At 32.0% G+C, this 23,450-nt stretch carries 23 protein-coding genes; 7 read left to right on the top strand and 16 right to left on the bottom strand.

Annotated features, from left to right (window positions below):
* Positions 1–45: 45 nt before the first annotated feature.
* The 4 genes from xdhC to Ctaglu_RS09185 all read right to left on the bottom strand — a co-directional run bounded on the left by xdhC (position 46) and on the right by Ctaglu_RS09185 (position 4,603).
* Positions 46–534 carry a xanthine dehydrogenase subunit XdhC gene (gene xdhC / locus Ctaglu_RS09200; protein WP_125000335.1) on the bottom strand — a complete coding sequence of 163 codons (489 nt, stop codon included), beginning with the start codon at positions 532–534 and terminating at the stop codon, positions 46–48.
* Positions 527–1,414 carry a xanthine dehydrogenase subunit XdhB gene (gene xdhB / locus Ctaglu_RS09195; RefSeq protein ID WP_125000332.1) on the bottom strand — a complete coding sequence of 296 codons (888 nt, stop codon included), beginning with the start codon at positions 1,412–1,414 and terminating at the stop codon, positions 527–529. Before xdhB ends, xdhC begins: the two co-directional genes overlap by 8 nt.
* A 19-nt stretch (positions 1,415–1,433) precedes the next feature.
* Positions 1,434–3,713, bottom strand: coding sequence for a xanthine dehydrogenase subunit XdhA (xdhA, locus tag Ctaglu_RS09190; protein ID WP_125000329.1), 2,280 nt, complete (start codon positions 3,711–3,713; stop codon positions 1,434–1,436).
* 332 nt (positions 3,714–4,045) lie between these two features.
* The gene (locus tag Ctaglu_RS09185; RefSeq protein ID WP_125000326.1) at positions 4,046–4,603 is read right to left on the bottom strand and encodes an adenine deaminase C-terminal domain-containing protein; all 558 of its coding nucleotides are present in this window, start codon (positions 4,601–4,603) and stop codon (positions 4,046–4,048) included.
* A 244-nt stretch (positions 4,604–4,847) separates the two neighbouring features.
* On the opposite strand from Ctaglu_RS09185, the gene Ctaglu_RS09180 reads away from it, so the two are divergent.
* A complete protein-coding gene (locus Ctaglu_RS09180) occupies positions 4,848–5,489 on the top strand; it encodes a helix-turn-helix transcriptional regulator (protein WP_125000323.1) in 642 nt (213 codons plus the stop codon).
* Positions 5,490–5,517: 28 nt separating this feature from the next.
* Entirely contained in the window at positions 5,518–5,982 is a 465-nt protein-coding gene (locus tag Ctaglu_RS09175) for a nucleoside deaminase (RefSeq protein WP_125000320.1), read from the top strand.
* A 78-nt stretch (positions 5,983–6,060) separates the two neighbouring features.
* On the opposite strand, the gene Ctaglu_RS09170 is transcribed toward Ctaglu_RS09175, so the two are convergent.
* The 4 genes from Ctaglu_RS09170 to Ctaglu_RS09155 form a co-directional block, all read right to left on the bottom strand.
* A complete protein-coding gene (locus tag Ctaglu_RS09170; RefSeq protein ID WP_125000317.1) occupies positions 6,061–7,038 on the bottom strand; it encodes a 2-hydroxyacid dehydrogenase in 978 nt (325 codons plus the stop codon).
* A gap of 139 nt (positions 7,039–7,177) precedes the next feature.
* The gene (locus Ctaglu_RS09165) at positions 7,178–7,825 is read right to left on the bottom strand and encodes a L,D-transpeptidase family protein (RefSeq protein WP_125000314.1); all 648 of its coding nucleotides are present in this window, start codon (positions 7,823–7,825) and stop codon (positions 7,178–7,180) included.
* Between the two features lie 165 nt (positions 7,826–7,990).
* Complete coding sequence (locus Ctaglu_RS09160; protein WP_125000311.1) at positions 7,991–8,701, bottom strand: DUF8091 domain-containing protein; 711 nt, start codon at positions 8,699–8,701, stop codon at positions 7,991–7,993.
* Positions 8,702–8,729: 28 nt separating this feature from the next.
* Positions 8,730–9,086, bottom strand: coding sequence for a DUF2500 domain-containing protein (locus Ctaglu_RS09155; RefSeq protein ID WP_373861670.1), 357 nt, complete (start codon positions 9,084–9,086; stop codon positions 8,730–8,732).
* Positions 9,087–9,246: 160 nt separating this feature from the next.
* On the opposite strand from Ctaglu_RS09155, the gene Ctaglu_RS09150 reads away from it, so the two are divergent.
* The gene (locus tag Ctaglu_RS09150; protein WP_125000305.1) at positions 9,247–9,738 is read left to right on the top strand and encodes a metallophosphoesterase family protein; all 492 of its coding nucleotides are present in this window, start codon (positions 9,247–9,249) and stop codon (positions 9,736–9,738) included.
* Between the two features lie 170 nt (positions 9,739–9,908).
* Positions 9,909–10,766, top strand: coding sequence for a phage holin family protein (locus Ctaglu_RS09145; protein ID WP_125000302.1), 858 nt, complete (start codon positions 9,909–9,911; stop codon positions 10,764–10,766).
* A gap of 49 nt (positions 10,767–10,815) precedes the next feature.
* Here Ctaglu_RS09145 and Ctaglu_RS09140 read toward each other — a convergent pair whose 3' ends face one another.
* The 4 genes from Ctaglu_RS09140 to Ctaglu_RS09125 all read right to left on the bottom strand — a co-directional run bounded on the left by Ctaglu_RS09140 (position 10,816) and on the right by Ctaglu_RS09125 (position 13,975).
* The gene (locus Ctaglu_RS09140) at positions 10,816–11,028 is read right to left on the bottom strand and encodes a heavy-metal-associated domain-containing protein (protein ID WP_125000299.1); all 213 of its coding nucleotides are present in this window, start codon (positions 11,026–11,028) and stop codon (positions 10,816–10,818) included.
* 210 nt (positions 11,029–11,238) lie between these two features.
* A complete protein-coding gene (locus tag Ctaglu_RS09135; RefSeq protein WP_125000296.1) occupies positions 11,239–11,772 on the bottom strand; it encodes a DUF5317 domain-containing protein in 534 nt (177 codons plus the stop codon).
* Positions 11,773–13,053: an HD-GYP domain-containing protein gene (locus Ctaglu_RS25755; RefSeq protein ID WP_125000293.1), complete on the bottom strand. Its 1,281-nt coding sequence runs from the start codon at positions 13,051–13,053 to the stop codon at positions 11,773–11,775.
* A gap of 295 nt (positions 13,054–13,348) precedes the next feature.
* The gene (locus Ctaglu_RS09125; protein ID WP_125000290.1) at positions 13,349–13,975 is read right to left on the bottom strand and encodes a hypothetical protein; all 627 of its coding nucleotides are present in this window, start codon (positions 13,973–13,975) and stop codon (positions 13,349–13,351) included.
* A 533-nt stretch (positions 13,976–14,508) separates the two neighbouring features.
* Here Ctaglu_RS09125 and nuoE point away from each other — a divergent pair.
* Genes nuoE through Ctaglu_RS09110 form a run of 3 tightly spaced genes read left to right on the top strand, consistent with a single transcriptional unit; the run spans position 14,509 to position 18,714 of the window.
* Entirely contained in the window at positions 14,509–15,018 is a 510-nt protein-coding gene (nuoE, locus tag Ctaglu_RS09120; RefSeq protein ID WP_125000287.1) for an NADH-quinone oxidoreductase subunit NuoE, read from the top strand.
* A 14-nt stretch (positions 15,019–15,032) separates the two neighbouring features.
* Entirely contained in the window at positions 15,033–16,928 is a 1,896-nt protein-coding gene (locus Ctaglu_RS09115) for an NADH-quinone oxidoreductase subunit NuoF (RefSeq protein WP_373861669.1), read from the top strand.
* A gap of 49 nt (positions 16,929–16,977) precedes the next feature.
* Positions 16,978–18,714 (top strand): NADH-dependent [FeFe] hydrogenase, group A6, encoded by a 1,737-nt coding sequence (locus Ctaglu_RS09110; RefSeq protein ID WP_125000284.1) that lies wholly within the window; start codon positions 16,978–16,980, stop codon positions 18,712–18,714.
* 38 nt (positions 18,715–18,752) lie between these two features.
* On the opposite strand, the gene Ctaglu_RS09105 is transcribed toward Ctaglu_RS09110, so the two are convergent.
* From Ctaglu_RS09105 to Ctaglu_RS09090, 4 genes are all read right to left on the bottom strand, one after another.
* Positions 18,753–19,937, bottom strand: coding sequence for a SpoIIE family protein phosphatase (locus Ctaglu_RS09105; protein WP_125000281.1), 1,185 nt, complete (start codon positions 19,935–19,937; stop codon positions 18,753–18,755).
* Positions 19,927–21,645 (bottom strand): [Fe-Fe] hydrogenase large subunit C-terminal domain-containing protein, encoded by a 1,719-nt coding sequence (locus Ctaglu_RS09100; RefSeq protein WP_125000278.1) that lies wholly within the window; start codon positions 21,643–21,645, stop codon positions 19,927–19,929. The genes Ctaglu_RS09105 and Ctaglu_RS09100 overlap by 11 nt, the downstream gene beginning before the upstream one ends.
* A complete protein-coding gene (locus Ctaglu_RS09095; protein ID WP_125000275.1) occupies positions 21,638–21,892 on the bottom strand; it encodes a (2Fe-2S) ferredoxin domain-containing protein in 255 nt (84 codons plus the stop codon). The genes Ctaglu_RS09100 and Ctaglu_RS09095 overlap by 8 nt, the downstream gene beginning before the upstream one ends.
* 395 nt (positions 21,893–22,287) lie before the next feature.
* The gene (locus tag Ctaglu_RS09090) at positions 22,288–23,424 is read right to left on the bottom strand and encodes an aldo/keto reductase (protein ID WP_125000272.1); all 1,137 of its coding nucleotides are present in this window, start codon (positions 23,422–23,424) and stop codon (positions 22,288–22,290) included.
* Positions 23,425–23,450: the final 26 nt, after the last annotated feature.

The raw sequence follows: 23,450 nt of genomic DNA, 5'->3' as shown, positions 1-23,450 counted from the left end.
TGTTTATTTTATCAGTTTGCAATACAAAACCTTTCATTATAATTCTCAATTCTTACAATTTTCACAACGGTGCTTTTTAGTTTTTTCTACAGCATTTAATATATTTTCATAACCTGTACAACGACAAAGATTACCGGAAAGTTCTTTTTTAATTTCTTCTGTTGTATACTCCTTACTGTCTTCAAGAACAGGTATGGATGACATAATAGCTCCACATGTGCAGAAACCGCATTGAACAGCAGCTTCATCAATGAACGCTTCTTGAATATCTGATATATTCCCCTCAGCATCCATAAGTCCCTCAACTGTACGAATTTCTTTACCTTCTGCCCAAATTGCAAGGTAAATACAAGAATCAAATGCTTCACCATCAATAAGCACGGTACAAGCTCCGCATTCTCCAACCTCGCAACCTTTCTTAACACTTGTAAGGCCTAGCTGATTTCTTAGAACATCCGTAAGCGACTCTCTATCATCTATCATAATTTGCTTAGCTTCACCATTTACTGTGCAGTTTAAAATTCCATTAGCCATTTATTATGCCTCCCGATTTTCTTATTGATTCCTTTAAGGCCCGTTTGCTGAGTTCACATACAAGGTGAAGACGAAAGTCTTTAGATGCACGCCAAGAAGAACGCGGACTCACTTCGCTTTTTGCAACTTCTGCAAAAATATTGAACATTTCATCAGAAATTTTCATTCCCTTTATAGCTTCTTCAGCTTTTGGGCATCTCATAGGTATAGGGCCTGCAACACCGAAGGCAAGGTGTACATCGTAAATAGTATCTTTACTCGCACTAAGTTTGCAAGTTACACTACATCCAAGGGTTGCAATATCCATTGCGTTACGCATAGCGTATTTAATATAATTGCCTGTAAAATTCTCATAATTTTCTTTTGTAATATAGATAGCTGTAAGTAATTCCCCATTTTTCAAACTAACTTTTCCTGGACCTACATAGTACTCTGAAATAGGAATAACTCGAACACCTGTGGGTCCTTCAATTTGAAGCTTAGCATTCAGCGCAAATAACGTGGATGCACTATCAGCGCTTGTAACTCCATTTGAAATATTTCCTCCAATTGTTCCAATGTTTCTCAATTGTGGTCCTCCTATATCATTGACAGCTTCCCCAAGTACCGGAATATATTTTTGAATAATCTCATTTTTTGTTATATGTGAAAAACTTGTAATAGCGCCTATCTTTATACTGCCATCTTCAGCAAGTGTTATTCCTTTTAGTTCCTCCAGACCATAAATACTAACAAGGGAGCACCCTGCAAGCTTGCCATGACGAATGCTGATAAGTACATCACTTCCGCCTGCAATAATTATGGATTTAGGATCAGCTACAAGATGGTTTATTGCATCTTTAACTGACGTTGCTTGATATATTTTTTCTATATCATACATTATTATTTCACCCCCACCTTTATATTAAATTTTCCTTTTTAAATTTTTCTACTAGTCTTTGTGGCGTTAAAGGAGCAATATTAAAATTAACTCCTGTGGCATTAAGTACAGCATTTCTAATTGCAGGTGCAACTGGAATTGCAGGAGGTTCTCCTAGCGCCTTGTTGCCAAAAGGTCCTGACACATCGTAGGTTTCCACAAACTGTGCCTCCAAATGTGGTGTATCCATAGTAGTTGGAAGTTTATAGTCAAGTAGATTATCATTGAGCATTCTACCTGTCGCATCATCAAATAAAAGTTGCTCTGTTAAACCATAACCCAAACTCATGCTCATGCCACCATGTACCTGCGCTGCAGCAAGTGCAGGATTAAGAATCGTGCCACTATCATGAACATTAATAACCTTAATAACTTTAATCTTCCCCACAGGTATATCAACTTCAACTTCAGCAAAACATACTCCAAAAGCAAATGTATTTGATTTGCATTGGTTTGTTACCTCTGAGGTAATGTGAACGGATTTTTCTGTATTATAAAGTGCATGCATAGAAACATCTTTAAGTGAAGCTAAAACTTCACCAGTTTCTTTTTTTATAATATTATTATCTTTAAGTTCAAGGTTCCCAGCAGGAAGTCTTAACATAAAATTTGCATGTTCTATTATTTTTTCTTTAAGTTCCATCGCAGCTTTTTTAGCTGCCATACCTGATACATAAGATTGTCTAGATGCATAAGCTCCTGTGTCAAAGGGTGTAATATCAGTATCTTGAGTTGATATAGTGTGTACGTTTTCAATAGGAATGTCAAGAACTTCTGATACCATTTGTGCAAATACCGTGTCTGCTCCTTGCCCTATCTCTGTGGCACCCATTTGAACTTGAACAGATCCATCTTGATTAAGCACAATCCTACAAGCTGCTGTTTCCAGTGATATTGGAAACACCCCTACTGCATAACTAAATATTGCCATACCAACACCGCGCCTTACAGGCCCTGTTTGATTTTTATACTCTATAAGTTTATTATCCCAATCAATGTATTTTCTACCTTTATCAATGCATTCTGCTAGACCATTACTATTACATTTAACCTGATTATCAATAAATCCTAATTTCATAGCATTAAGTTTTCTCATTTCAATCTTGTCTAAACCCAGTTTACTTGCTATATCATCAACATGAGATTCAAGAGCAAAAGTGATTTGTGGTATACCATAACCACGCATGGCACCAGATGCAGGCATATTTGTATAAACTGAGTACATATCACCTTTAGTTGCAACTTCATCTTTATATATCTGTTTAAATGCATGACCTGACTTATTTGTCACACTATGACCATGGGATGCATAAGCACCTTTGTTACCATACATTTCTAACTTTCTTGCAACAAAACGCCCATTTGCCCGTACATAACTTTTAATTTTAATTTTCATAGCAGTACGTAGACGAGTATTAACAAAATCTTCTTCTCTTGAAATATCAAGTTTAACACATCTTCCACCAATAACCTTACATAAATAAGCATTAAGTGGCTCGTACAGAACCTCTTGTTTATTCCCAAATCCTCCACCTATATATGGTTTAATAACTCTTATTTTACCCCAATCCATACCAAGAGCTTGCCCAATTACACGTCTCGCAATATGAGGAATCTGAGTTGATGATACCACAACCAATCTTTTTCCTTCTGCATAGGCATAAGAAATCGGATTTTCAATATGGCAATGTTTAACCGGAGAAAGTTCATATTCTCCTTCAAAAACAATAAGTCCCTCTTCTTTTATAGCATTTTCATAATTACCGATTTCATAACTTGTATGTGCAAGAATGTTACCCGGATACTCCTCATGAATTTTATTTGCTCCTTGCTTAAGTGCAGCTTCAATAGACAATATTGGTTTATATTCCTCATATTCAACTTTTATAAGATTAATTGCTCTTGTTGCAGTTACAATATCTGTAGCCACTACAGCTGCTATGTCATCACCATAATATCTAACTATTTTATTTAGTAATTTCCTGTCTGCAATATCCATATGGGCAGGGTCTAGTGAATATGGATGCCCCGCTGTTGGATATTGAATATCAGGAACATCAAAGCAAGTTACAATTTTCACGACTCCTTTAAGTTTCATAGCCTCCGAAATATCAATGACTTTAACAACTCCACTTGCAATGGTACTATGAAGAACCTTAGCAACAAGTGCATTATTTAATTTAAAATCATCTGTAAATTGTGCACGGCCAGTTACTTTATCAAAAGCATCAACCCTATTAATACTTTTCCCTATACTCATTTTATTCCTCCCTGTATAAATTTTTTTGCCACAGCATAGCTTCCTATATACATATTTATACTTTCAAATAAATTTTCATTATCGTCACATGTTACAATATATTTGATAAATTTCAATAATATTAAATTTTTTATAATTATCTCCTAACTAATCTTCTAATAATACTAGATATAGTATAATGAATTTAGTACTTAAATATAAATTTAGTATATCATTACAAAAAAGTAAGTCAATAATGTTTTGCAATTTTTTTTTATTTTTACAATTTTTTTAAAACTAGATTTAGCTAATATTATAAGGCTAGAAAGTTAATGTAAAAATTTTATATCTACCTATAAACTGGTAAGCTCAAATTTTATTACATCAAACAAGCCTTTATCAGTAATTTTAAGTTTTGGAATAACTGGCAATGCCATAAATGCTAAGGTCATAAAAGCATTTACATTCTCATTAATGCCCAATTGCTCCATGGCAATTTTATTAAGTTCTTCATGGCCTTTTGATACAGTCTCTAAATCATTACTAGACTCAATCATGTACTTTATACCCTCAAGACCTTTAACATTAGCTATTTCATGACAATCAGAAATGACAGTGGTAGTTCCCCTTGGTAGTACAGCTCTTGCAAATTGATATGGTGAACCCATAGATGACTCTATATGAACATGGGAATCAATTAATCCCGGAACTATATATTTCCCTTCACCGTCAATTATCTCTGTAGCTTCATAATCACCAATACCAATAAATATACCTTGGCTAATGGCTAGCTTACCACATATTATTTCCTGCGAAAAAACATTTACAACATTGCAATTTTCAATGACTAGATCCGCCTTTTTTCTAGCTGTGGCTACCTGTATTAAACTTTTGGTTTTACTTGATTTCATAGCAAAACATTCTCCTTTATGGTACTTTATTTCATCAGATTATCATTTCAGAAAATAAAAGTCAATAAAGTTTACAGAATATTTTATCAATTTTTTTTCATAACATTAAAAAAATTTTGTAAATTAAAAATGTTTTTCACAAATTATATTGATTTTAAAAATAAACATTGATATACTTATTCCATGTAATATTTGTAAATTTCTTTAATTTCACACTTTATAATATGAATTGCGAGGTTTTTGTATGGATAATGATTGTAATTTAGATTTTTTAAAAAGATTAGCAAAGGGTATATCATCTGAATTTGGACGAAATTGCGAAGTGGTTATTCATGACCTATCATCTGATCATTTAGATTATCCAATTATATTTATTGAAAATGGTCATGTTACACACAGAGATACAAGCACTAGCACTTCACGTGTTGTTTTAAATGCGTTAAAACATGACGTTAATTCACTTGAAGATAAATTAAACTATATTACCAAAACTCATGATGGTAAGACTCTAAAATCAAGTACCATTTATATACGAGATAGTCAAAATAAACCTACAGGGATTTTTTCTATAAATTATGATATTACTGAGCTTACTATAGCTAAAAATTGCTTAGACTCAATGCTTAGCCATAAAGAGGATACTGAGGATGTAAGTAACATCCCTCAAAATGTAAATCAACTATTAGATGACTTATTAGATGAATCGGTAAAAAAAGTAGGTAAACCTGTGGCACTTATGAGTAAAGATGAAAAAATACAAGCTATTCAATTTCTTAATGATGCCGGTGCTTTCTTAATTACAAAAGCTGGCGATAAAACAGCTAATTTTTTTGGTATTTCAAAATACTCAATATACAATTATATAGATATTAAAAATAAACTTTAATATAATTTGAAAATAAGGTGGTTTGAAAATGAATGAATTTATGAAAATAGCTATAGATGAAGCAATGGTAGGAATGGCAAACAATGATGGCGGTCCTTTTGGAGCAGTTATTGTGAGAAATGGTGAAATTATTAGCAGGGCTCATAATGAAGTTATTCATACAAATGACCCTACTGCACATGCTGAGGTTACAGCAATAAGAAGGGCTTCTAACATACTTTCCAGATTTGATTTATCAGATTGCGTAATATACTCTTCTTGTGAACCTTGTCCTATGTGTTTTGCAGCAATTCATTGGGCAAAAATAAAAAAGCTTTATTATGGTTCAACAAGGCACGATGCTGCAGCTATCGATTTTGATGACCAATACATATATGACGTAATCAATGGTACTGCAACGCAGTTACAAGTTGAGGTGATACAGATTGATAGAGAAGAGAGTCTAGAACCTTTTAAAAAATGGAAAGGTAAGATGGACAGAGTTCAATATTAAATAATAAATCAAAAGCACTTCTATTCACTCATCTGAATGGAAGTGCTTTTTTATCTACATTATTTCAATATTTGTTCATTACTTTAATACTTGCATGTTAACACAGGTATCCGGCTTTTCACCCGAAAGCACTTTAATAATATTCCTAGCGGCGATTAACCCCATGTTTGTTCTTGTTTCCATTGTAGCTGACGCAATATGCGGAACAATTACAACATTATACATGTTTAAAAGCTCTGGCTCAATTTCTGGCTCATTTTCATATACATCAAGTCCAGCCCCCCAAATTTCACCTTGCTTAAGGGCTTTAACCAATGCTTTTTCATCAATTACTGGCCCTCTAGATGTATTAACAATAACTGAAGTTTTTTTCATCATTGAAAATTCCAGATCGCTAATATAGTGAGTAGTAGATGGCAAAAGTGGCACATGTAATGAAACAAAGTCTGCTTCCGAAAGCAAGGTTTCTTTATCCACATAAATAGCGCCTAATTCATTTTCTATTTTTGAATTATGCCTAAGTCCGGTATAAAGTATTTTCATATCAAAAGCCTTAGCTTTCTTTGCAAAGTTAAATCCAATCCGTCCTGCACCTATAAGTCCTAAGGTTTTACCCGTAATGTCTCGTCCAAGAAACATCATAGGATCCCAAGATTGAAAAGCACCATTTCTTGTAAATTTATCTGCTGCCACTATTCTTCTGGATACCGCCATAAGCAGCGTCCATGCAAGGTCTGCAGTTGCATCATCTAATACTCCAGGAGTGTTTGTAATTATTATTCTTCTTTCAGTAGCTGCTACTATATCAATATTGTTATAGCCCACACCATAGTTAGCAAATATCTTACACTTAGTACCCGCTGCCTCCAGCACCTCACTATCAATATTATCAGTTATAAGACATAAAACTGCATCCATACCTTTTACCTTTTCTAAAAGTTCTTCTCTTAATAAAACTCTATCTTGCGGATTTATTTCTACATGAAAATGTTCTTCTAAAAGTTCAATAGCCTCATCTGGTATTCTTCTTGTTATGTAGACTTTCTTCTTATCCATTATATCCCAGCCTCCTTGTATTCCTCTTGAATAGAGTTTTATAATTACAAATATCTTTTTTACTGATTCTGAGTAAATTTAAACTATTTTGTTTCTATTATTATATCACCTTTATAAGCTTCATCACCAATAGCTTTAATTATTCACAAATTTCCACAAGAGTATTCATTTGAGCATATTCCCAAACAATCTTAATATCATCATCTGATAGAGCGATGCATCCAGAAGTCCAATCACCTAGTGTTCCCCCGCCATGTATGCCTATCGCGCCACCTAAAGGAGTGTTCCAATCCGGTCTTTTACCACTTTCAATTTGAGTATTTATTTCTTTAAATGCAAGTTCCTCTATTAACCCATTTTCAAGTCCTCTTTGAGCATCCTGTACACTGGGATAATCAAGTCCTAAGAATAAGGTATATTTACTTTTATCATTTCTTGTGCAAATATGATATTTGCCTTCAGGAGTTTTTCTATCTCCTTCCATATGTTTATCACCAATAGGAGCTTTCCCTATTGCAATTTTAAATTTACCTATTAGATTACCATCTCCATATAATTCTAATATCCTTATACCTTTGTATACCTTTATACCTACCTGTTGTGGCTTCTCTTCAGGTTTTGTAAAAAACAATCCTTCTCCCTCTAGCGTCCATATAAATTGTTTATCTGCTTCATTTACTTCACCAATATTAGAATCACAATTTTTAAAATTGCTTTTATAAAATTCATAAGCTCCTACTACTCCAACTGCAAGCAAGGCTCCAATAACTACATTTTTTTTTCTCACTTATATCTTCCTTTCTATCTTTTTTACACTATATATTTTTTACTATTTTTATATTAAATCTAATTTATCATATAATTGCAAATATATCAAAGAGTTAAATTTTATACTTTCCTTCTTAATGACATTTCTATTATTATAAATAAAAGCAAAATTAATACCTATGATTTATCGCCTCTCAAATATGAGTTCATTTCGTAGCTTTCCTACTTCTTTTATAATCTTCATTTTCCTTAAGCAATAAGTTACTTTTCTCGCCTTATATACAGTAACTTTCAATATTTTCGCTAAATCTTTATTTGTAAAATTTTCTGGCAGATCTTCTGGTAGAAACATAAAAAAATCTTTTCCTTCTTTAAAGGTTACCTTTTCTACTACCTGCACTAACTTTCTGTCCACAATGCTAATGCCTTTTCTTCTCCAACTCCCTTTGCCATCCTTACATCTTATTTCTTCCTCTTTAGTCATTAAGATTTCTAATATAAATTTTTCTTCATCTATCAAATCCGGTATCCTAATTAACTCATCAAACAGATCCACTAATTTGCCTTTTTTAGGGGATTTCCTTCTACTAATTACTTTATCCGAGTCATCCATTGTTACTATATATTTTTCAATAGCTATAGGGTGAACTAGCGTAACCATATTGTATTTAACCAGTTCTCTTAGCTTATTGCCAATTGCACTGAAATTTCTCGTTTGAATTTCTATTAATGAATCTTCCCTTACTAAATCAATTATATACTTATCTACTTTTACTTCTAATCTATCCCCTGGAATAGCATACCATTGTTTAATGGATGAGTGCAGTGATTTCTCATTATTTATGTTTATTCCTGATTGCTCCAAAATATAGACTACATCTTCTGCTTGTCCCATTTTTTCTCCTCACATTTATAAAAATATATTAGAATTGTCTTTCAAAGTTTTTATATCTTGTGCCTTGAAATGTAAGCTTTCCAACATCACCTTCTGCTAATAAGCCATATTCCCCGCCACTTATTTTCAGTTCCATTCGGTCTCCACTCTCTACTTCAAATGTTACATTATAAAATGTACTACTATGGGCTGGTTGATTATCATTCATACTACTACTGGTGGTATGTGCCCTTTTAGTTACTACCTTTGCCTTTACTGATAAAACAGGTTGTTTATTATTCTTCGACCATTGACCTGTGCCTTTAATTATGCCGAATATAATTATACCAAATATTATCATAAATATAACCGGAACCATAAATTGGATAATGTTAAACATAAACATTAATTTTTCATCCCCTTTTATTTAGTTATACTATATTATATTATAATAATACCAAAAGTTTTATGATAAAGGAATTAATTTAAAAATGTATTTTACACTTAAATACTAATTGTGTATCAATGCACACTATAAGATAATATACTATTAGAAGGTGATGAATATGAAAATTACAATACTATCTGATACTCATGTAAAAAAACATAGCGATAAACTTTTCAAATTCATAGATAATATATCTAGAGAATCTGATATGATAATTCATGCAGGTGATTATGTTTCCTCTAGTGTGGTAGCAAAATTGAGAGAGCATAAGAACTTTATTGGAGTATGGGGAAATAATGATAAGGGATACATTAGAGATTTATTAAAAGAAAAGATAATTATACCCGTGGAAGGATACAAAATTGGTTTGTACCATGGTCATGGTAATGACAAATCTACACTTGAGAGAGCTTACGCGGAATTTAGTGGCGATAAAGTAGATATAATTATCTTTGGCCACAGTCATCAACCACTGATTATAACTAAAAACAAAGTCCTTATGATAAATCCAGGCTCACCATCTTACAAGCGGAGGGAACCATGGTATTCTTATGTTATTTTAGAGATTGAAGATAAGAAAATAAATGTTCAATTAAATTTTTTCAATTAATAATCATATCTACTGCCTTATTATTTAAACTCGCCAAAGAGGGTTTGCCATATAGGTGAATACGGCGATAGCATTTTTCTTTAATACAGCATATATTGTATGGAATAAATAATCTATTGGAATTGTTTATTCCATATTTATATTTGTCGATTATTAATGGAGATGAAAAAATGCACAAGAATGACTTCTTGTTAAAAATATTTGGAGTATCTGGAATCTTAGGTTTTATTTGCGAAATGTTTAATAACATGCAAACCTCCTATATTATTCTTTTGATGCTTATTATTTTAGATACTATTACAGGGGTATTTACTGCTATAAAATATAAAAGGTTTTCCAGTGCAGGATTACGTAAAGCTACTAAAAAGATTATCACTTATTCCCTTTGCGTAATTACCGTTAGATTGCTCGAGACTATTTTAAATTCCATAACAATCACCACCATGTTATCCCAAATTATAATAGCTTTTCTAGCGATTACAGAGAGTGTTAGTATTTTAGAAAATCTAACCCTACTGGGAGTTCCTATACCTTCTAATATTCTGCCTATATTAATTAAGACCCTGAAGATACCAGGATTAGATGCTATGTTAAAAACTTCCAAGGACAAGCATAGTGAATTTTCTGACATTGATGATATAATAAATTATCAAATTCCCGCTTTTGAGGATAAATATATTCGAAACTTTTTAGAAATTAAATGTGATGTAATGAAATCTACTATTAATCAAATCATTCTTATAGATGAAACTACTAATGATAATCCAGATATATTATTTTATAGGATACTGTCCACAATAGAGCTCGGCCTTAAGGATATGAATAAAAAATGGTCAGAAGAAAAAATCCCCACAAAATATATTGATTTTTTTTCTAAAGTGAATCAACCTAAAGTAGATAAGTGTCTAGAAAAACTAAAATTTATTTGTTATTCCACAAAAACAACAAGAGAGAAAAAAATCCAAATTATTGATTGTATTGTAATAATTTTATATCAAACAATAATTGATGCACGTAAAACCATATAATTGACTTTGCCCCTGTCAATGTAAATGAACAGGGGCAAAGTTAATTATGTTAATCTTCTTCTATTTCAGTAACTTCATATCCTACTTCTTCAATAGCTTCTGTAATTTCACTATCATTTATCTCATCATCAAATTCTGCTATAGCAAATTTTTCTTCTAAGTCAACTCTTACTTTCATAGCACCAATGTCCAATAGTGCTTCCTTAACATGACTTACGCAATGACTGCAACTCATTCCATCAATATATATCTTTTTCTTCATTTATAATTCCCCTTTCAATTGTTAATTTATATTATTATATATGTTTCATTTTAGATTATATAATCAATAAGTCAACTAAATTTTATATAATGGCACAAATTCTTTTTATTTTACATTTAAAATATTATATCCAAAAAAACAAAATAAATTCTATTTTATAATTTTTACCTTTTATTTTAATTTTGATTCCTGACTATATAACAAAAACAGCTAATTTTTAGCTGTTTTCTTCATTCCCATAATTATAAATAACATCAGTCCTAGTACTGCAATAATATCCCCAATACTTATGGCAAAGTTCCTTAGGAAAGTTAGTGGAATAATATCTCCTAAAAACCATACCCTAGTATTTTCATTTATTAAGGAATAAAGTCCTTCTTTGCTAATATTTAAAGTAATCCCTGCTGCCTTCGCTGCTTTAGCACTTACTGGCATTGCTCCCCCATTTAAAAAAATTGGAATAGCATTTAGCAAAAAACCTAATCCCATAAGTACAATATACTTATTTTTTCTGTTAGAATAAATAAAAATTACAAGTAAAATATACATGATTGAATTTAATATATATGTAAAGATACCTATATTAAAAAAATCCTTTCTTATGCAAATAACAATAAAAAATTCTATAAAGAAAGATATAAAAACAAGATATGTGCGTTTTATATCTACATTTTCTAAATTTCTTATATTTCCTTTTAGTATGTATCCAATAATCACTGCAAAAATTAAAGCTTCAATAAACATTTAAATCCTCACTTTATTTTTTTGTTTTTCTAGAACTTTAAAATATGCTGCCACTACCTTTGGATGAAATTGAGTTCCAGAATTTTTTTTCACTTCTTCTATAACCATCTCATGATTTAAAGCTTTTCTATAGGGTCTATCTGTAGACATAGCATCTATAGAATCTGCAAGTTGCACAATAAAAACATCAAGACTTAACTCTTCAACTTTTTTTCCATCTGGGTATCCATTTCCGTCATATTGCTCATGGTGATTGCGTATAATTGGTAGTACATTTTCAAGATTTTTAATATCTTTTAATATGTTATAGCCTATAAGTGGATGAGTTTTTATGATATCAAATTCTTCAGTAGAAAGTTTACCTGGTTTATTTAAAATCTCATCATTAATTCCAATTTTCCCAACATCATGAAGTAAAGCTGCCATATTTAATTGTTCAATTTTCCAGTCATTATATTTTAATTCTTTAGCTATATTTGCTGATATTTCAGCAACCCTTTTAGAATGTCCTTCTGTGTATTTGTCTCTTGCCTCCATTGCAAGCATAAGAGCATCTACAATTTGGACGTATTGAGATTTTGATTGTATATATAAGTAAAAAGTGTATTTAGTTAATACTATAGGAACTAATACAAGAATTACACCAACATAACTGTATAAATTGAATACAAAGGCTAATATTATACCAAAAGGAGCCATAGCAAAAGTATTTAATAATACTAGTTTAGAATTGCTTATAAATGAATATATAATGCTTTTTTTATTCATTATTGAATATACAATTGATATCATAAATATGTTAACTATATAAAACACGATACTAAACACGATAATTTGTAATAGATTACTACTTAATTTACCAGCATAAATAGTTCCACCTACTAATTTGTAAAAATAATTTCCATATATAATTGGTAATACTAAGCTACACAAATTAAATAACGTTCCGTAAAAAGGTGTGTTAAATATGTGCCTATATTTATTGTTATATTTAGGTGATCTAAATATAAAACCTAATACTGAAATTATTATTGTATTTAAGGCTCCAAATAAAATAAAACAAGCAACTGTAATTGCAAAACTTGTGCTAAAAGAGATTTTTTTGAAAATCACTGTAAGACTTTCTGTTAAAGCCGTTAAAAATATAAAAAATATAAAAATATCTGAACTTATTGAGGAAAAAATTATGTGTTCTGTTTTGAAGCAAATAAGAAAAGATATAAAAGTTATAAAATATGTAGTTATAAGATATATTTTTAGATTTAACGGTAATTTCTTCATTATTTTCCTCCTATGTATTATAAAGGCCGATAGTCTTAATTTACCACATCCAAGTAGCTGTTGATCCACCAGCTATAGCAAGTGCTAATATAGCTAATAATATTGTAGTTAATTTCTTCATTATTAAAATCCCCCTTTGATTTAAATTAATAGGGCTACGCTATAACCTATCATAATTTTTCTCCGCTATGGTAAACAATTAAAATAATAATTTCATAAACTAATTTTTAAATAAATGTTAAGGTATCGGCCCTTAAAGCAATTTTATAAGCCACTTGGTGGCTTTTTAACAACTTTAACAGTTGTCAAAATTTGTTTTTTGTACTCTTCCATTTATAGCTACTAGGGTGGCTTTTGCAATAGCTTCATTAATATCATTTTTTACAATTGCAGATCCTACCATGGTTTGTTCTGATTCATTTATAACCATATTTATAAGAACTGATATAAAGGTTATATCTCTATTAGTAGTACTAATTACATCTTGTACATCAAATATAAAGACTTGTCCAAGGATTTTTTCTACAGCATCAATAGTTGCTTTAGCTACTATTTTTTTTCTGTTAGCTACAGTTTTTATTCCCACTTGGGTTACAAAAAATTCTTCTTCTTCATAAAGGAGCTTAACACTACATTCTAACATGTTCGGTTGAACATTTAAGGAAATACCCCCAAATTTTATTATTTTAATAGGGTCACAATCATCTGTTTCAATTTGTGCAATACTAATAACTTTTCTATCTATTCTATAATCAAAGGAGGTTAAAAGAATAGACTCAATATCTCTAACTATTTGCTTTGGTGCCCTTAAAGTATTAGCCAATATATGTATCTCTTGAATATCATTATCTTGATGTATTATTTTTGTACTAGTAACACCATTTAATTTATTTATCATTTCACTAAAAATATCAAAATCCATAATATACATCTCTCCCCTTCAACAATAAGCAAATTATAGCACATCCATTAATGATATACAAGATTTTACATATTCTTCATCAGAGTATTACTATTCATCTAAAATTAAAATATCCTTGTTAATTATCATGTTAATTCTTGCCATACTTTTCCTTGTTTTTTACTATACTTTCCCTTATCTTTTACTATACTTTTCCTTATTTTTTCAATAATCAAAATTAACTAATTATTTACTAGATTTTTCGCTAAAATTCCATTATAATATATTTCATGCAGTATACTTGAATTTTTATTAATATATGAATAATAAGATTTACTTTGAAATGTATAACAATGTGCCTCTTTAATTTTTACGTATATTTAATACATTAACGACATTAGTTCATATATTCACTACAAAAACAATTATAATGTTATTTGTTAAAGTTTAATTTTTCACAATATTCAAGTGTAATGTAAGGTTATGGTGAGTTGTAATTTTAAATTTATAATATGTCTATATGTAATCATAGATTTTAAAGGAGGTATATTGTAGTGTGTTCTAATTGTTTAAACGCAGAGATTTTCAAAGTTTTAGAAAAATTTATTATTGACCTTCCAAGTAAAGAAGGTGCCCTTATCGAAGTGCTTCACAAAGCGCAAGGTCTATTCGGCTACTTACCTCAAGAGGTACAATCTTTTGTAGCAGAAAAGTTAAATATTCCAGTTTCAAAAGTTTATGGTGTTGTGACTTTCTATTCTTACTTCACTATTAAACCAAGAGGTAAATATGTAATAAATGTTTGCATGGGCACCGCTTGTTTTGTTAGAGGTTCTGGAGATGTACTTGAAGAATTTCAAAAGGAGTTAAAGATTAAAACTGGCGAAACTACTGGTGACGGTAAATTTACATTAGGCTCATTAAGATGTGTAGGTGCTTGTGGTCTTGCACCTGTAGTAACTATAAACGATAAAGTTTATGGACATGTTACAGTAGACGGAGTAAATAAGATACTATCTGAGTACGCCACAGGCGAGTACGTTACAACCGAGTATGCTGAATAGGAGGGGGAAATACATTGAATAAAATTAATTCTTTTGATGAACTTAAAGAAATTCAAAATAGATATAATACATTGTTAGACCTTAGGGAAATGAACGAAGAAAAAGAGTTAGCTTCTGACGGTAATCGATGTACAAGGTACTTATCCGTTTGCGGTGGTACTGGCTGTAAGTCCGCTAAAAGTGATGAGATACTCGCAAATCTACAAAAAGAAATCGCAGCAAACGGACTAACTGATGAAGTAACTGCTGCTATTACTGGTTGTTTTGGATTTTGTGAAAAAGGTCCCATTGTTAAGGTTTCTCCTGATAACGTATTTTACGTTAATGTTAAACCTTCTGACGCCGCGGAAATAGTTAAAGAGCACTTATTAAAAGGTATCATAGTTGATAGGCTTTTATTTGAAGAACCAAGTATGGGTATAAAAATAAAAAAACAAGAAGATATGCCTTTCTATAAGAAACAAGTAAGAATTGCGCTTAGAAACTGTGGTCTTATTAATCCTGAAGACATAAAAGAATATATATCTGAAGATGGTTACTTAGCATTAGGAAGGGTAATTACAGAAATGTCCCAAGATGAGATTATAAAGCTAATGATCGATTCAGGACTTCGAGGCAGAGGCGGCGGTGGCTTTCCAACTGGTAAAAAATGGGCTTTCGCTAAAATGTACGATGCTGATCAAAAATATATAATTTGTAATGCTGATGAAGGAGACCCAGGTGCTTTCATGGATCGTTCTATTCTTGAAGGAGACCCTCACAGTGTTCTAGAAGCTATGGCAATAGCAGGTTACAGTATTGGTGCTTCAATCGGAGATATTTATATTAGAGCAGAATACCCTCTTGCAATTAGTAGACTTCGAACAGCTATAAGCCAAGCTCGTGAATTAGGGCTTCTCGGTAAAAATATTTTAGGAACTGATTTTAGCTTTGATATAGAAATTAAATATGGTGCTGGTGCTTTTGTATGTGGAGAAGAAACTGCATTAATTCAATCTATTGAAGGTTCACGTGGAGAACCAACTAATAAACCACCATTCCCAGCTCAAAGCGGATTGTGGAATAAGCCAACTTGTGTTAACAATGTTGAAACCCTTGCAAATATTCCAGCTATAGTTAACAAAGGTGCTGCTTGGTATAGTTCTATAGGAACTGCAACCTCTAAAGGAACAAAAGTTTTTGCGCTGGCTGGCAAAATAAATAACGTTGGACTAGTAGAAGTTCCAATGGGTACTACACTAAGGGAAATCATTTTTGATATTGGTGGTGGAATTAAGAACGGCCGTGAATTTAAAGCTGTCCAAACAGGAGGTCCATCTGGCGGATGTATTACAGCAGAATTCTTAGATACTCCAATAGATTATGAATCACTAGGTGCTATAGGCTCTATGATGGGTTCTGGCGGTATGATTGTTATGGACGAAGATAATTGTATGATTGATATAGCTAAATTCTATTTAGAATTCACTGTAGAAGAGTCTTGTGGTAAATGTTCTCCCTGTAGAATCGGAAATAAACGTCTTCTTGAAATGCTTGAAAAAATTTCAAAAGGAAACGGAACAAAAGAAGACCTGCATAAGCTAAAATCACTTGCAAACACCATTAAGGATACTTCACTATGTGGTCTGGGACAAACTGCTCCAAATCCAGTATTAAGCACTATGAAATACTTTTTAAGTGAATATGAGGCTCACGTTTATGATAAAACTTGTCCTGCTGGAGTCTGTAAGCACTTATTAAAATACAACATTACGGATAAATGTATAGGCTGTACAAAATGTGCAAGGCAATGTCCTGTTAACTGTATCAGTGGAAAAGTTAAAACATTACATGTTATTGACCAAGATAAATGTATTAAATGTGGTGCATGCCAAAGTGCATGTCCAGTTAATGCAATCATTAAAAAATAACATATAAATGCGTTTTTCAAATATAAACTATAAGAAAGAGGTGCACGCTGTGAGTTTACTTACTCTTACTATAAACCATCAAGAAATTCAAGTAGAACAAGGCACAACTATTCTACAAGCTGCTAGAAAGCTCAATATAAATATACCTACATTATGTCATTTAAATATGCATGATGGAAAAACTACAAACCATCCAGGTTCTTGTCGTATATGTGTTGTTGAAGTTGAGGGAAGACGAAACTTAGCTCCTGCATGCTCAACTCCCGTTGCAAATGGAATGGTAATTAAGACAACTTCAATTAGAGCCATTAAAGCCCGTAGAACTGTGCTTGAATTAATTCTATCTGACCATCCACAAGACTGCTTATTATGTGAAAAAAACACTGTATGTGAATTGCAAAGATTAGCTGCTGAACTAGGTGTTCGTGAAATTCGCTATAAAGGTGCAATGTCAACTTATCCTATAGATAATTCAAGTAGCTCTATTGTTAGAAATCTAGATAAATGTATATTATGCAGACGTTGTGAAACTATGTGTAATGAGGTTCAAACTGTTGGAGTTTTATCCGGTGTAGGCCGTGGCTTTGAAACTGTTGTATCTCCTGCTTTTTCAATGCCAATGGGAGAAACAACTTGTACTTTCTGTGGAAAATGCGTTTCTGTCTGTCCAACTGGTGCCTTAACAGAAGTTAATAACACTTCTAAAGTTTGGAATGCTCTAGGTCAAAATGAAAAAGTTGTTGTTGTTCAAACTGCTCCTGCAGTTCGAGCCGCCCTAGGTGAAGAATTCGGACTTCCACATGGCACTCCTGTTACTGGAAAAATGGTTGCTGCACTAAGAGCTTTAGGTTTTACTAAAGTATTTGATACTGATTTTGCAGCTGACTTAACAATAATGGAAGAGGCTAGCGAATTTATTCATAGATTACAACATGGCGGAAAACTTCCACTGCTTACAAGCTGTTGTCCTGGTTGGGTTAAATTCTTTGAGCACCAATTTAATGATTTATTAGATATTCCATCTACTTGTAAATCACCACAACAAATGTGGGGTGCTGTTGCTAAAACATACCTTGCAGAAAAAATGAATGTAGAAGCAAAAGATATGATAGTTGTGTCTGTAATGCCTTGTCTTGCAAAGAAATATGAGGCAGCAAGGCCTGAGATGGCTACAAACGGAGTCCCAGATGTTGATATAGTTATAAGCACAAGAGAACTTGCTAAAATGATTAAAGAAGCTGGAATTGATTTTAATTCATTGCCAGAAGAAGATTTCGATAATCCACTGGGAGAATCTACTGGTGCTGGAGTTATATTCGGTACATCTGGAGGAGTTATGGAAGCAGCACTTCGTACTGCTTATGAATGGCTCACAAATGAAACCCTTGAGAATGTAAATTTTGAAACAGTACGCGGTATGGAAGGCATAAAAGAAGCATCTGTAAAAATTAACGACATTGATGTTAAAGTTGCTATAGCTAGTGGACTTGGAAATGCTCGTAAATTATTAGAAGCTATTCGTACGGGAGAAGCTAAGTATCACTTAATTGAAATCATGGCTTGCCCTGGTGGATGTATTAATGGTGGTGGGCAGCCTTATGCAAATGATTATAAAGATATATTAACAAAGAGAATGTCTGTTTTATATAATGAAGATAAAAGCAAAACTATAAGAAAATCTCATGAAAATCCATACATCAAAAAAATATATGAAGAATTCCTTGGAGAACCCTACGGCGTTAAAGCTCATGAACTTCTTCATACACAATATATAAAACGTAAATAGTACGCCTAAAAAAAACAGCAGATATATCTGCTGTTTTTTTATAGATAATTAATGTTAACATGTTTCCCTAATTTTTTCATGTACCCTATTAATTGCTCCACAAGCTTTAACTTAATGCTCAAATCTATAGGAAAATTAGGGTTTTGATGCGCTGGGTTTATAGCCTTTCCTACCCATAAATTAAAATGTGTACAATCCTCTATTAACATTTTAACAAGCCTACTAGCTCCGTCTAGACCATCTAAATCACAATATGTCTCTTGAGATTCAAAACTTGCTTCATAATTACTTAACTTTTCTATTGCCTTGCTTAAAGTTAAAACTCCCTCAGTTATTAAATCTATTCCCTCCATAGTTGCTGTAGGTGGTACATCCTTATCATAAAAATCTAAGTTTACTTTAAGTTCAAGACCAAGTTCTCTCCTTACAATATTGGAAGTGGTTCCCCCACAAATTATCTTTTTTCCAGTTCCTTTCATGAATTCTTTAATAGCATAGCTATCATTTCGCGCATCCTTCGGTGGCCCGGTAAATAGATCAATAACCTCTGACTTTCTAGCTTTTACACATACAACAGTCGTATCATCTCCAGGTTTTCCTCCATATAAATCCCAACATACCTGAATCAGATCCTTTTCAATATTTTTTGCGCTTCGTCTACATTTTGTATTACGAATCAAATAATTTTGTACATTATCCCAGCTCCAACCCAAATTTAATATATTCCCTATTCCTGCATGAATACATCCATCACTGACAACCGTAATCACGTCCCCCTCCTCCAGTACAAATTGGCTTTCAAATACTTTTTTTTCATTAATAATACTTTCTTTTTTTTCTATTTCAATGCCTTTACTATTTCTTATTAAAAAGAAAGGCGGATTATCATACTCTGCAATATAAACTCTTCCATCATTATAAATTTTCATTAGAGTAAAGGTACAATAGGCAATCTCTCGTACCTTACACACAGGTAGTGTGTTTACTATAGTATCTACAGTTTCATAGATGTCCGCTCCTTCTTTAAGCATAGTACTAGCAATTTTAGATGTTAAGGAAGCTAGTATATTGGCTTTCACCCCACTACCCAGACCATCTGCCATGACAATTATAGTGCTATCCTTAAGTCTTATTATTTCCACCCTATCCCCACAGAGTTCCTCATCTTTTTTTATCAAGCTATCATAGGCTACATCAATAAATAACTCCTTTTTATTCAACATCTTCACCTGCCACTATTTTCTTTAACTTAGTTAAAATAATCTTCGTTTCTGCAGTGGTTTCACCAAGTAGACTTGCTATTTCTTGGGCAACCCTCATTTGCTTTTCTATAACCTCTTGAGCAGCATTTAAAGTATTTTCTTTAACCTTCATTAATTCTTTTTTATTTTTCTCTTCAGTCATAATATTAATCATACTTGCAAGTACCATGTCTTGTTTTTGAAGATATACTATATTTTCTATAAACACTACGCCATACTGTGGATAAGCAACCTTTTTACCTATTATGTTTTCTCCAGACTCTCTTACATTTTTAAAATCTGTATCATCAATAAGTAGGGATATAGGTTTTCCTATGATATTTTGAGATTGTATTTTAAATATAGCCTTGGCAGCTGGATTCATCTCTCGCACGTTCATTTCTCCATCTAATAGGATTAGATTACTTGCAGTGTTTTCAACAATTTCATTAGAAAGACTTTCTGCTTTAGTTCTCATATAATGAAGACACATGTTAGTTTCAGCCATACCTTCAAAAACAGCTTGGGCTTTTTCTCTACAAGAATTATACCCGCACACTCCACAATTAAGTTCATCTATAAGTTCATATTTACCCATTTTTTTCATAATTGCTATAATTTCTTCTTCTGTGGCTATAGCCCTTTTAATTGATTTTTCAGTAAATTTTCTATTAAAATTTATATTAGTTGGTACCTCAGTATTTATTGGATCATTATAGTTTTTACGACTCTTTATATAGTTTTTAACTTTTCTTAATTTTGTATAATAATTTTCACCATTTTTAACCATGACTGGTCCGCCTATGCAGCTTCCCTTGCAGGCACTAGCTTCAATTAATACGTCCTTTAAATCGCCATTCTTAATGCTATTAAATACTTCTATGCACTCTTCCATCCCACTTACCGTAATAACACTAAGTGAACTTTGCTTTAACTCACTCCCCATTGCCTCAATAATACCTCCACCCATAGGAAATCCTTGACCTTTACTATATGGATTAACATTAAAATTCTCTTCTTCTAGCTCATGTATTTTTATACCAGCTTCAGTAATCCAAGAATTCAATTCATCGAAAGTTAATACTGCATTAATCACATTATCTTTTAAAAAATACTCAAACTCAGATTTTTTTGCGAGACATGGCCCTATAAATACAATAAAGCTATCTTCACCAAATTTCTCCTTTAGTAATTTACCATGAGCTATCATTGGAGATACTACAGGAATCAAGTATGGAATAATTTCTTTAAAATATTTTTCTACTAAGTAATTAGCTGATGGGCATGCTGTGGTTATATAAACATCTCTTTTATTCTCCACAATATAATTATTATATAAATCAGCTACTATTTCCGCACCTACTGCAGTTTCTTCTATTATACTAAATCCTAACTTCTTTAAAGCCGCTACCACGCGTCCTTGCTCCACATCAAAATAACCAGCAAAGGATGGTGCTAAACTTGCTATAATTTTTTTCCCCGAATTTATAGCAAGTTTAACAACCCCCACATCACTTTTAATTTCTCTAGCGTTTTGTGGACATATAGTAAGACAATGACCACATTCTATACATCTTTCTTCATCTATAGTAGCTTGCTCATTCTCAAATTTTATGGCCTTCACAGGGCATGAACGAAGGCATTTATAACAATTTTTGCAATATGCTTTAGAAAAATTCATATTACTCATTTGATATACCTCTCATAATAGTCTCATGAAAGAATGCATCTACATTATTCTCATTTAAGGAAAAAAACTCATCATCATTCACAGTTACAGAAACTCCCTCTGTGCATCTGCCAATACAAAATGCTCCTTTAATTTCCACCTTATCTTCAATCTTATTTTCTTTGATTAGCTTTTGTAACCCTTCTATTACTTTATAAGACCCTTTTAAATGACAGGCACTTCCAACACAAATACTAATAGTTATCATTATTATCATCCCTTCAAATTAAGTTACCTTATATTTATTTTATGCTATTTCTTATTTTTCCATAATTAAATTTTACACCAATTATTCAAAAATTAATATAGGAGCTCTGATTTATTTTTAACAATGTCTTTGGCTTTTTTAACATACAGAATAACAAAGATTATTTCGATAAACGTTATCTACATTACTTCTAATAAATATGGATACCAATGTAATCTAAAAAAGATGAGTCCTGTTCAATACAGAAATCACCTTCTTAATTCAGTAGCATATACTTTTTTTAAATCGTCCTTGACAAAGGGTACACATTAACTTTCAATAAGACTTTTTATATCTTCCTTTGTAGCTTCTTTAGGTTTAACTTAATATTACCCTCATAAAAAACTTTTTATATTCTACTCAAATAATACCCTAACATTTTTTAGTTCCTGAGGAATTGAAATGCCTTGTGGACAATGCTTTTCACATTTTCCACATTCTATACAGTTTGATGCCCTTTGCTCTGGTTTAAGCCAATTATACATATCTGATTTACCAAACATGTGATACTCATTGTAACAGCTAAAATTTTTAGGGATAGATACTCCTTGAGGGCAGGGCATACAATATTCACAAGCTGTACAATTCACTTTCATCTTTTCTGTGAAAATGTCTTTGGATTTCTCAATAATTTGTAATTCCTTTTGATTTAGCGAATTTGCTTTAGCTTCACTTGCTACTTTAACATTTTCTGAAACTTGCTCAATTTCATTCATACCACTTAAAACAACTGATACTTCAGCATGATCCCATATCCATCTAAGACCCCACTCCGCAGGTGTTCTTTTTATATCTGCCTCATTGAAAATATCTTGCACTTCCTTTGGAACATTAACAATCTTACCCCCTCTAAGTGGCTCCATGATTGTAATTCCTAGACCTTTTTTTGCTGCATACTTTAAACCTTCTGTTCCTGCCTGATAGTTTTCATCTAAATAATTATACTGAATCTGGCAAAACGACCAATCATAATAATCTACTATTTCCTTAAACAAGGAAAGTTTATCATGAAATGAAAACCCTGCATGTTTAATTCTTCCATCTTTTATAGCTGCATCTAAAAATTCAGCAATGCCAGCTTCCTTTAATTTAGGCCAAGTTGTGTGATCTATTGTATGCACCAAATAAAAATCTATTGTATTTGTGTTAAGTCTTTTTAATTGTTCATTTAAATATTTGTCCATATCTTCTCTTGTTTTTATCAACCAACTGGGAAGTTTTGTAGCTATTTTTACTCGCTGTCTGTATCCATTTTTTAAAGCTTTAGCTAATAAAGGTTCACTACTACCTGGTCCACCCATACCATTACCATGATATGGATATGCAGTATCTACATAGTTAACTCCTTCATCAATTGCATGGCGAATTAATTTTATAGCCTTATCTTCATCTATTCTTGACGGATCGCCTTCTCCAAGAATAGGTAACCTCATACAGCCAAATCCAAGAATTGAAACCATCTCATTTGTTTTTCCAAACTTTCTATATAGCAAAACAACCCCCCCAATATAAATAATTT

Origin of the sequence: Clostridium tagluense (assembly GCF_003865095.1) — a bacterium.
Taxonomy (GTDB): domain Bacteria; phylum Bacillota; class Clostridia; order Clostridiales; family Clostridiaceae; genus Clostridium_AD; species Clostridium_AD tagluense.
The sequence above is the reverse complement of the archived record's forward strand: the minus strand, read 5'-3'. Positions and strand labels throughout refer to the sequence as shown.

Excerpts from the sequence above, each read along its gene's own strand:
- xdhC (WP_125000335.1), bottom strand. The coding sequence starts at position 534 with ATGGCTAATGGAATTTTAAACTGCACAGTAAATGGTGAAGCTAAGCAA.
- xdhB (WP_125000332.1), bottom strand. The coding sequence starts at position 1,414 with ATGTATGATATAGAAAAAATATATCAAGCAACGTCAGTTAAAGATGCA.
- xdhA (WP_125000329.1), bottom strand. The coding sequence starts at position 3,713 with ATGAGTATAGGGAAAAGTATTAATAGGGTTGATGCTTTTGATAAAGTA.
- Ctaglu_RS09185 (WP_125000326.1), bottom strand. The coding sequence starts at position 4,603 with ATGAAATCAAGTAAAACCAAAAGTTTAATACAGGTAGCCACAGCTAGA.
- Ctaglu_RS09180 (WP_125000323.1), top strand. The coding sequence starts at position 4,848 with ATGGATAATGATTGTAATTTAGATTTTTTAAAAAGATTAGCAAAGGGT.
- Ctaglu_RS09175 (WP_125000320.1), top strand. The coding sequence starts at position 5,518 with ATGAATGAATTTATGAAAATAGCTATAGATGAAGCAATGGTAGGAATG.
- Ctaglu_RS09170 (WP_125000317.1), bottom strand. The coding sequence starts at position 7,038 with ATGGATAAGAAGAAAGTCTACATAACAAGAAGAATACCAGATGAGGCT.
- Ctaglu_RS09160 (WP_125000311.1), bottom strand. The coding sequence starts at position 8,701 with ATGGGACAAGCAGAAGATGTAGTCTATATTTTGGAGCAATCAGGAATA.
- Ctaglu_RS09155 (WP_373861670.1), bottom strand. The coding sequence starts at position 9,086 with ATGTTTATGTTTAACATTATCCAATTTATGGTTCCGGTTATATTTATG.
- Ctaglu_RS09150 (WP_125000305.1), top strand. The coding sequence starts at position 9,247 with ATGAAAATTACAATACTATCTGATACTCATGTAAAAAAACATAGCGAT.
- Ctaglu_RS09145 (WP_125000302.1), top strand. The coding sequence starts at position 9,909 with ATGCACAAGAATGACTTCTTGTTAAAAATATTTGGAGTATCTGGAATC.
- Ctaglu_RS09140 (WP_125000299.1), bottom strand. The coding sequence starts at position 11,028 with ATGAAGAAAAAGATATATATTGATGGAATGAGTTGCAGTCATTGCGTA.
- Ctaglu_RS09135 (WP_125000296.1), bottom strand. The coding sequence starts at position 11,772 with ATGTTTATTGAAGCTTTAATTTTTGCAGTGATTATTGGATACATACTA.
- Ctaglu_RS25755 (WP_125000293.1), bottom strand. The coding sequence starts at position 13,053 with ATGAAGAAATTACCGTTAAATCTAAAAATATATCTTATAACTACATAT.
- Ctaglu_RS09125 (WP_125000290.1), bottom strand. The coding sequence starts at position 13,975 with ATGGATTTTGATATTTTTAGTGAAATGATAAATAAATTAAATGGTGTT.
- Ctaglu_RS09105 (WP_125000281.1), bottom strand. The coding sequence starts at position 19,937 with ATGTTGAATAAAAAGGAGTTATTTATTGATGTAGCCTATGATAGCTTG.
- Ctaglu_RS09100 (WP_125000278.1), bottom strand. The coding sequence starts at position 21,645 with ATGAGTAATATGAATTTTTCTAAAGCATATTGCAAAAATTGTTATAAA.
- Ctaglu_RS09095 (WP_125000275.1), bottom strand. The coding sequence starts at position 21,892 with ATGATAACTATTAGTATTTGTGTTGGAAGTGCCTGTCATTTAAAAGGG.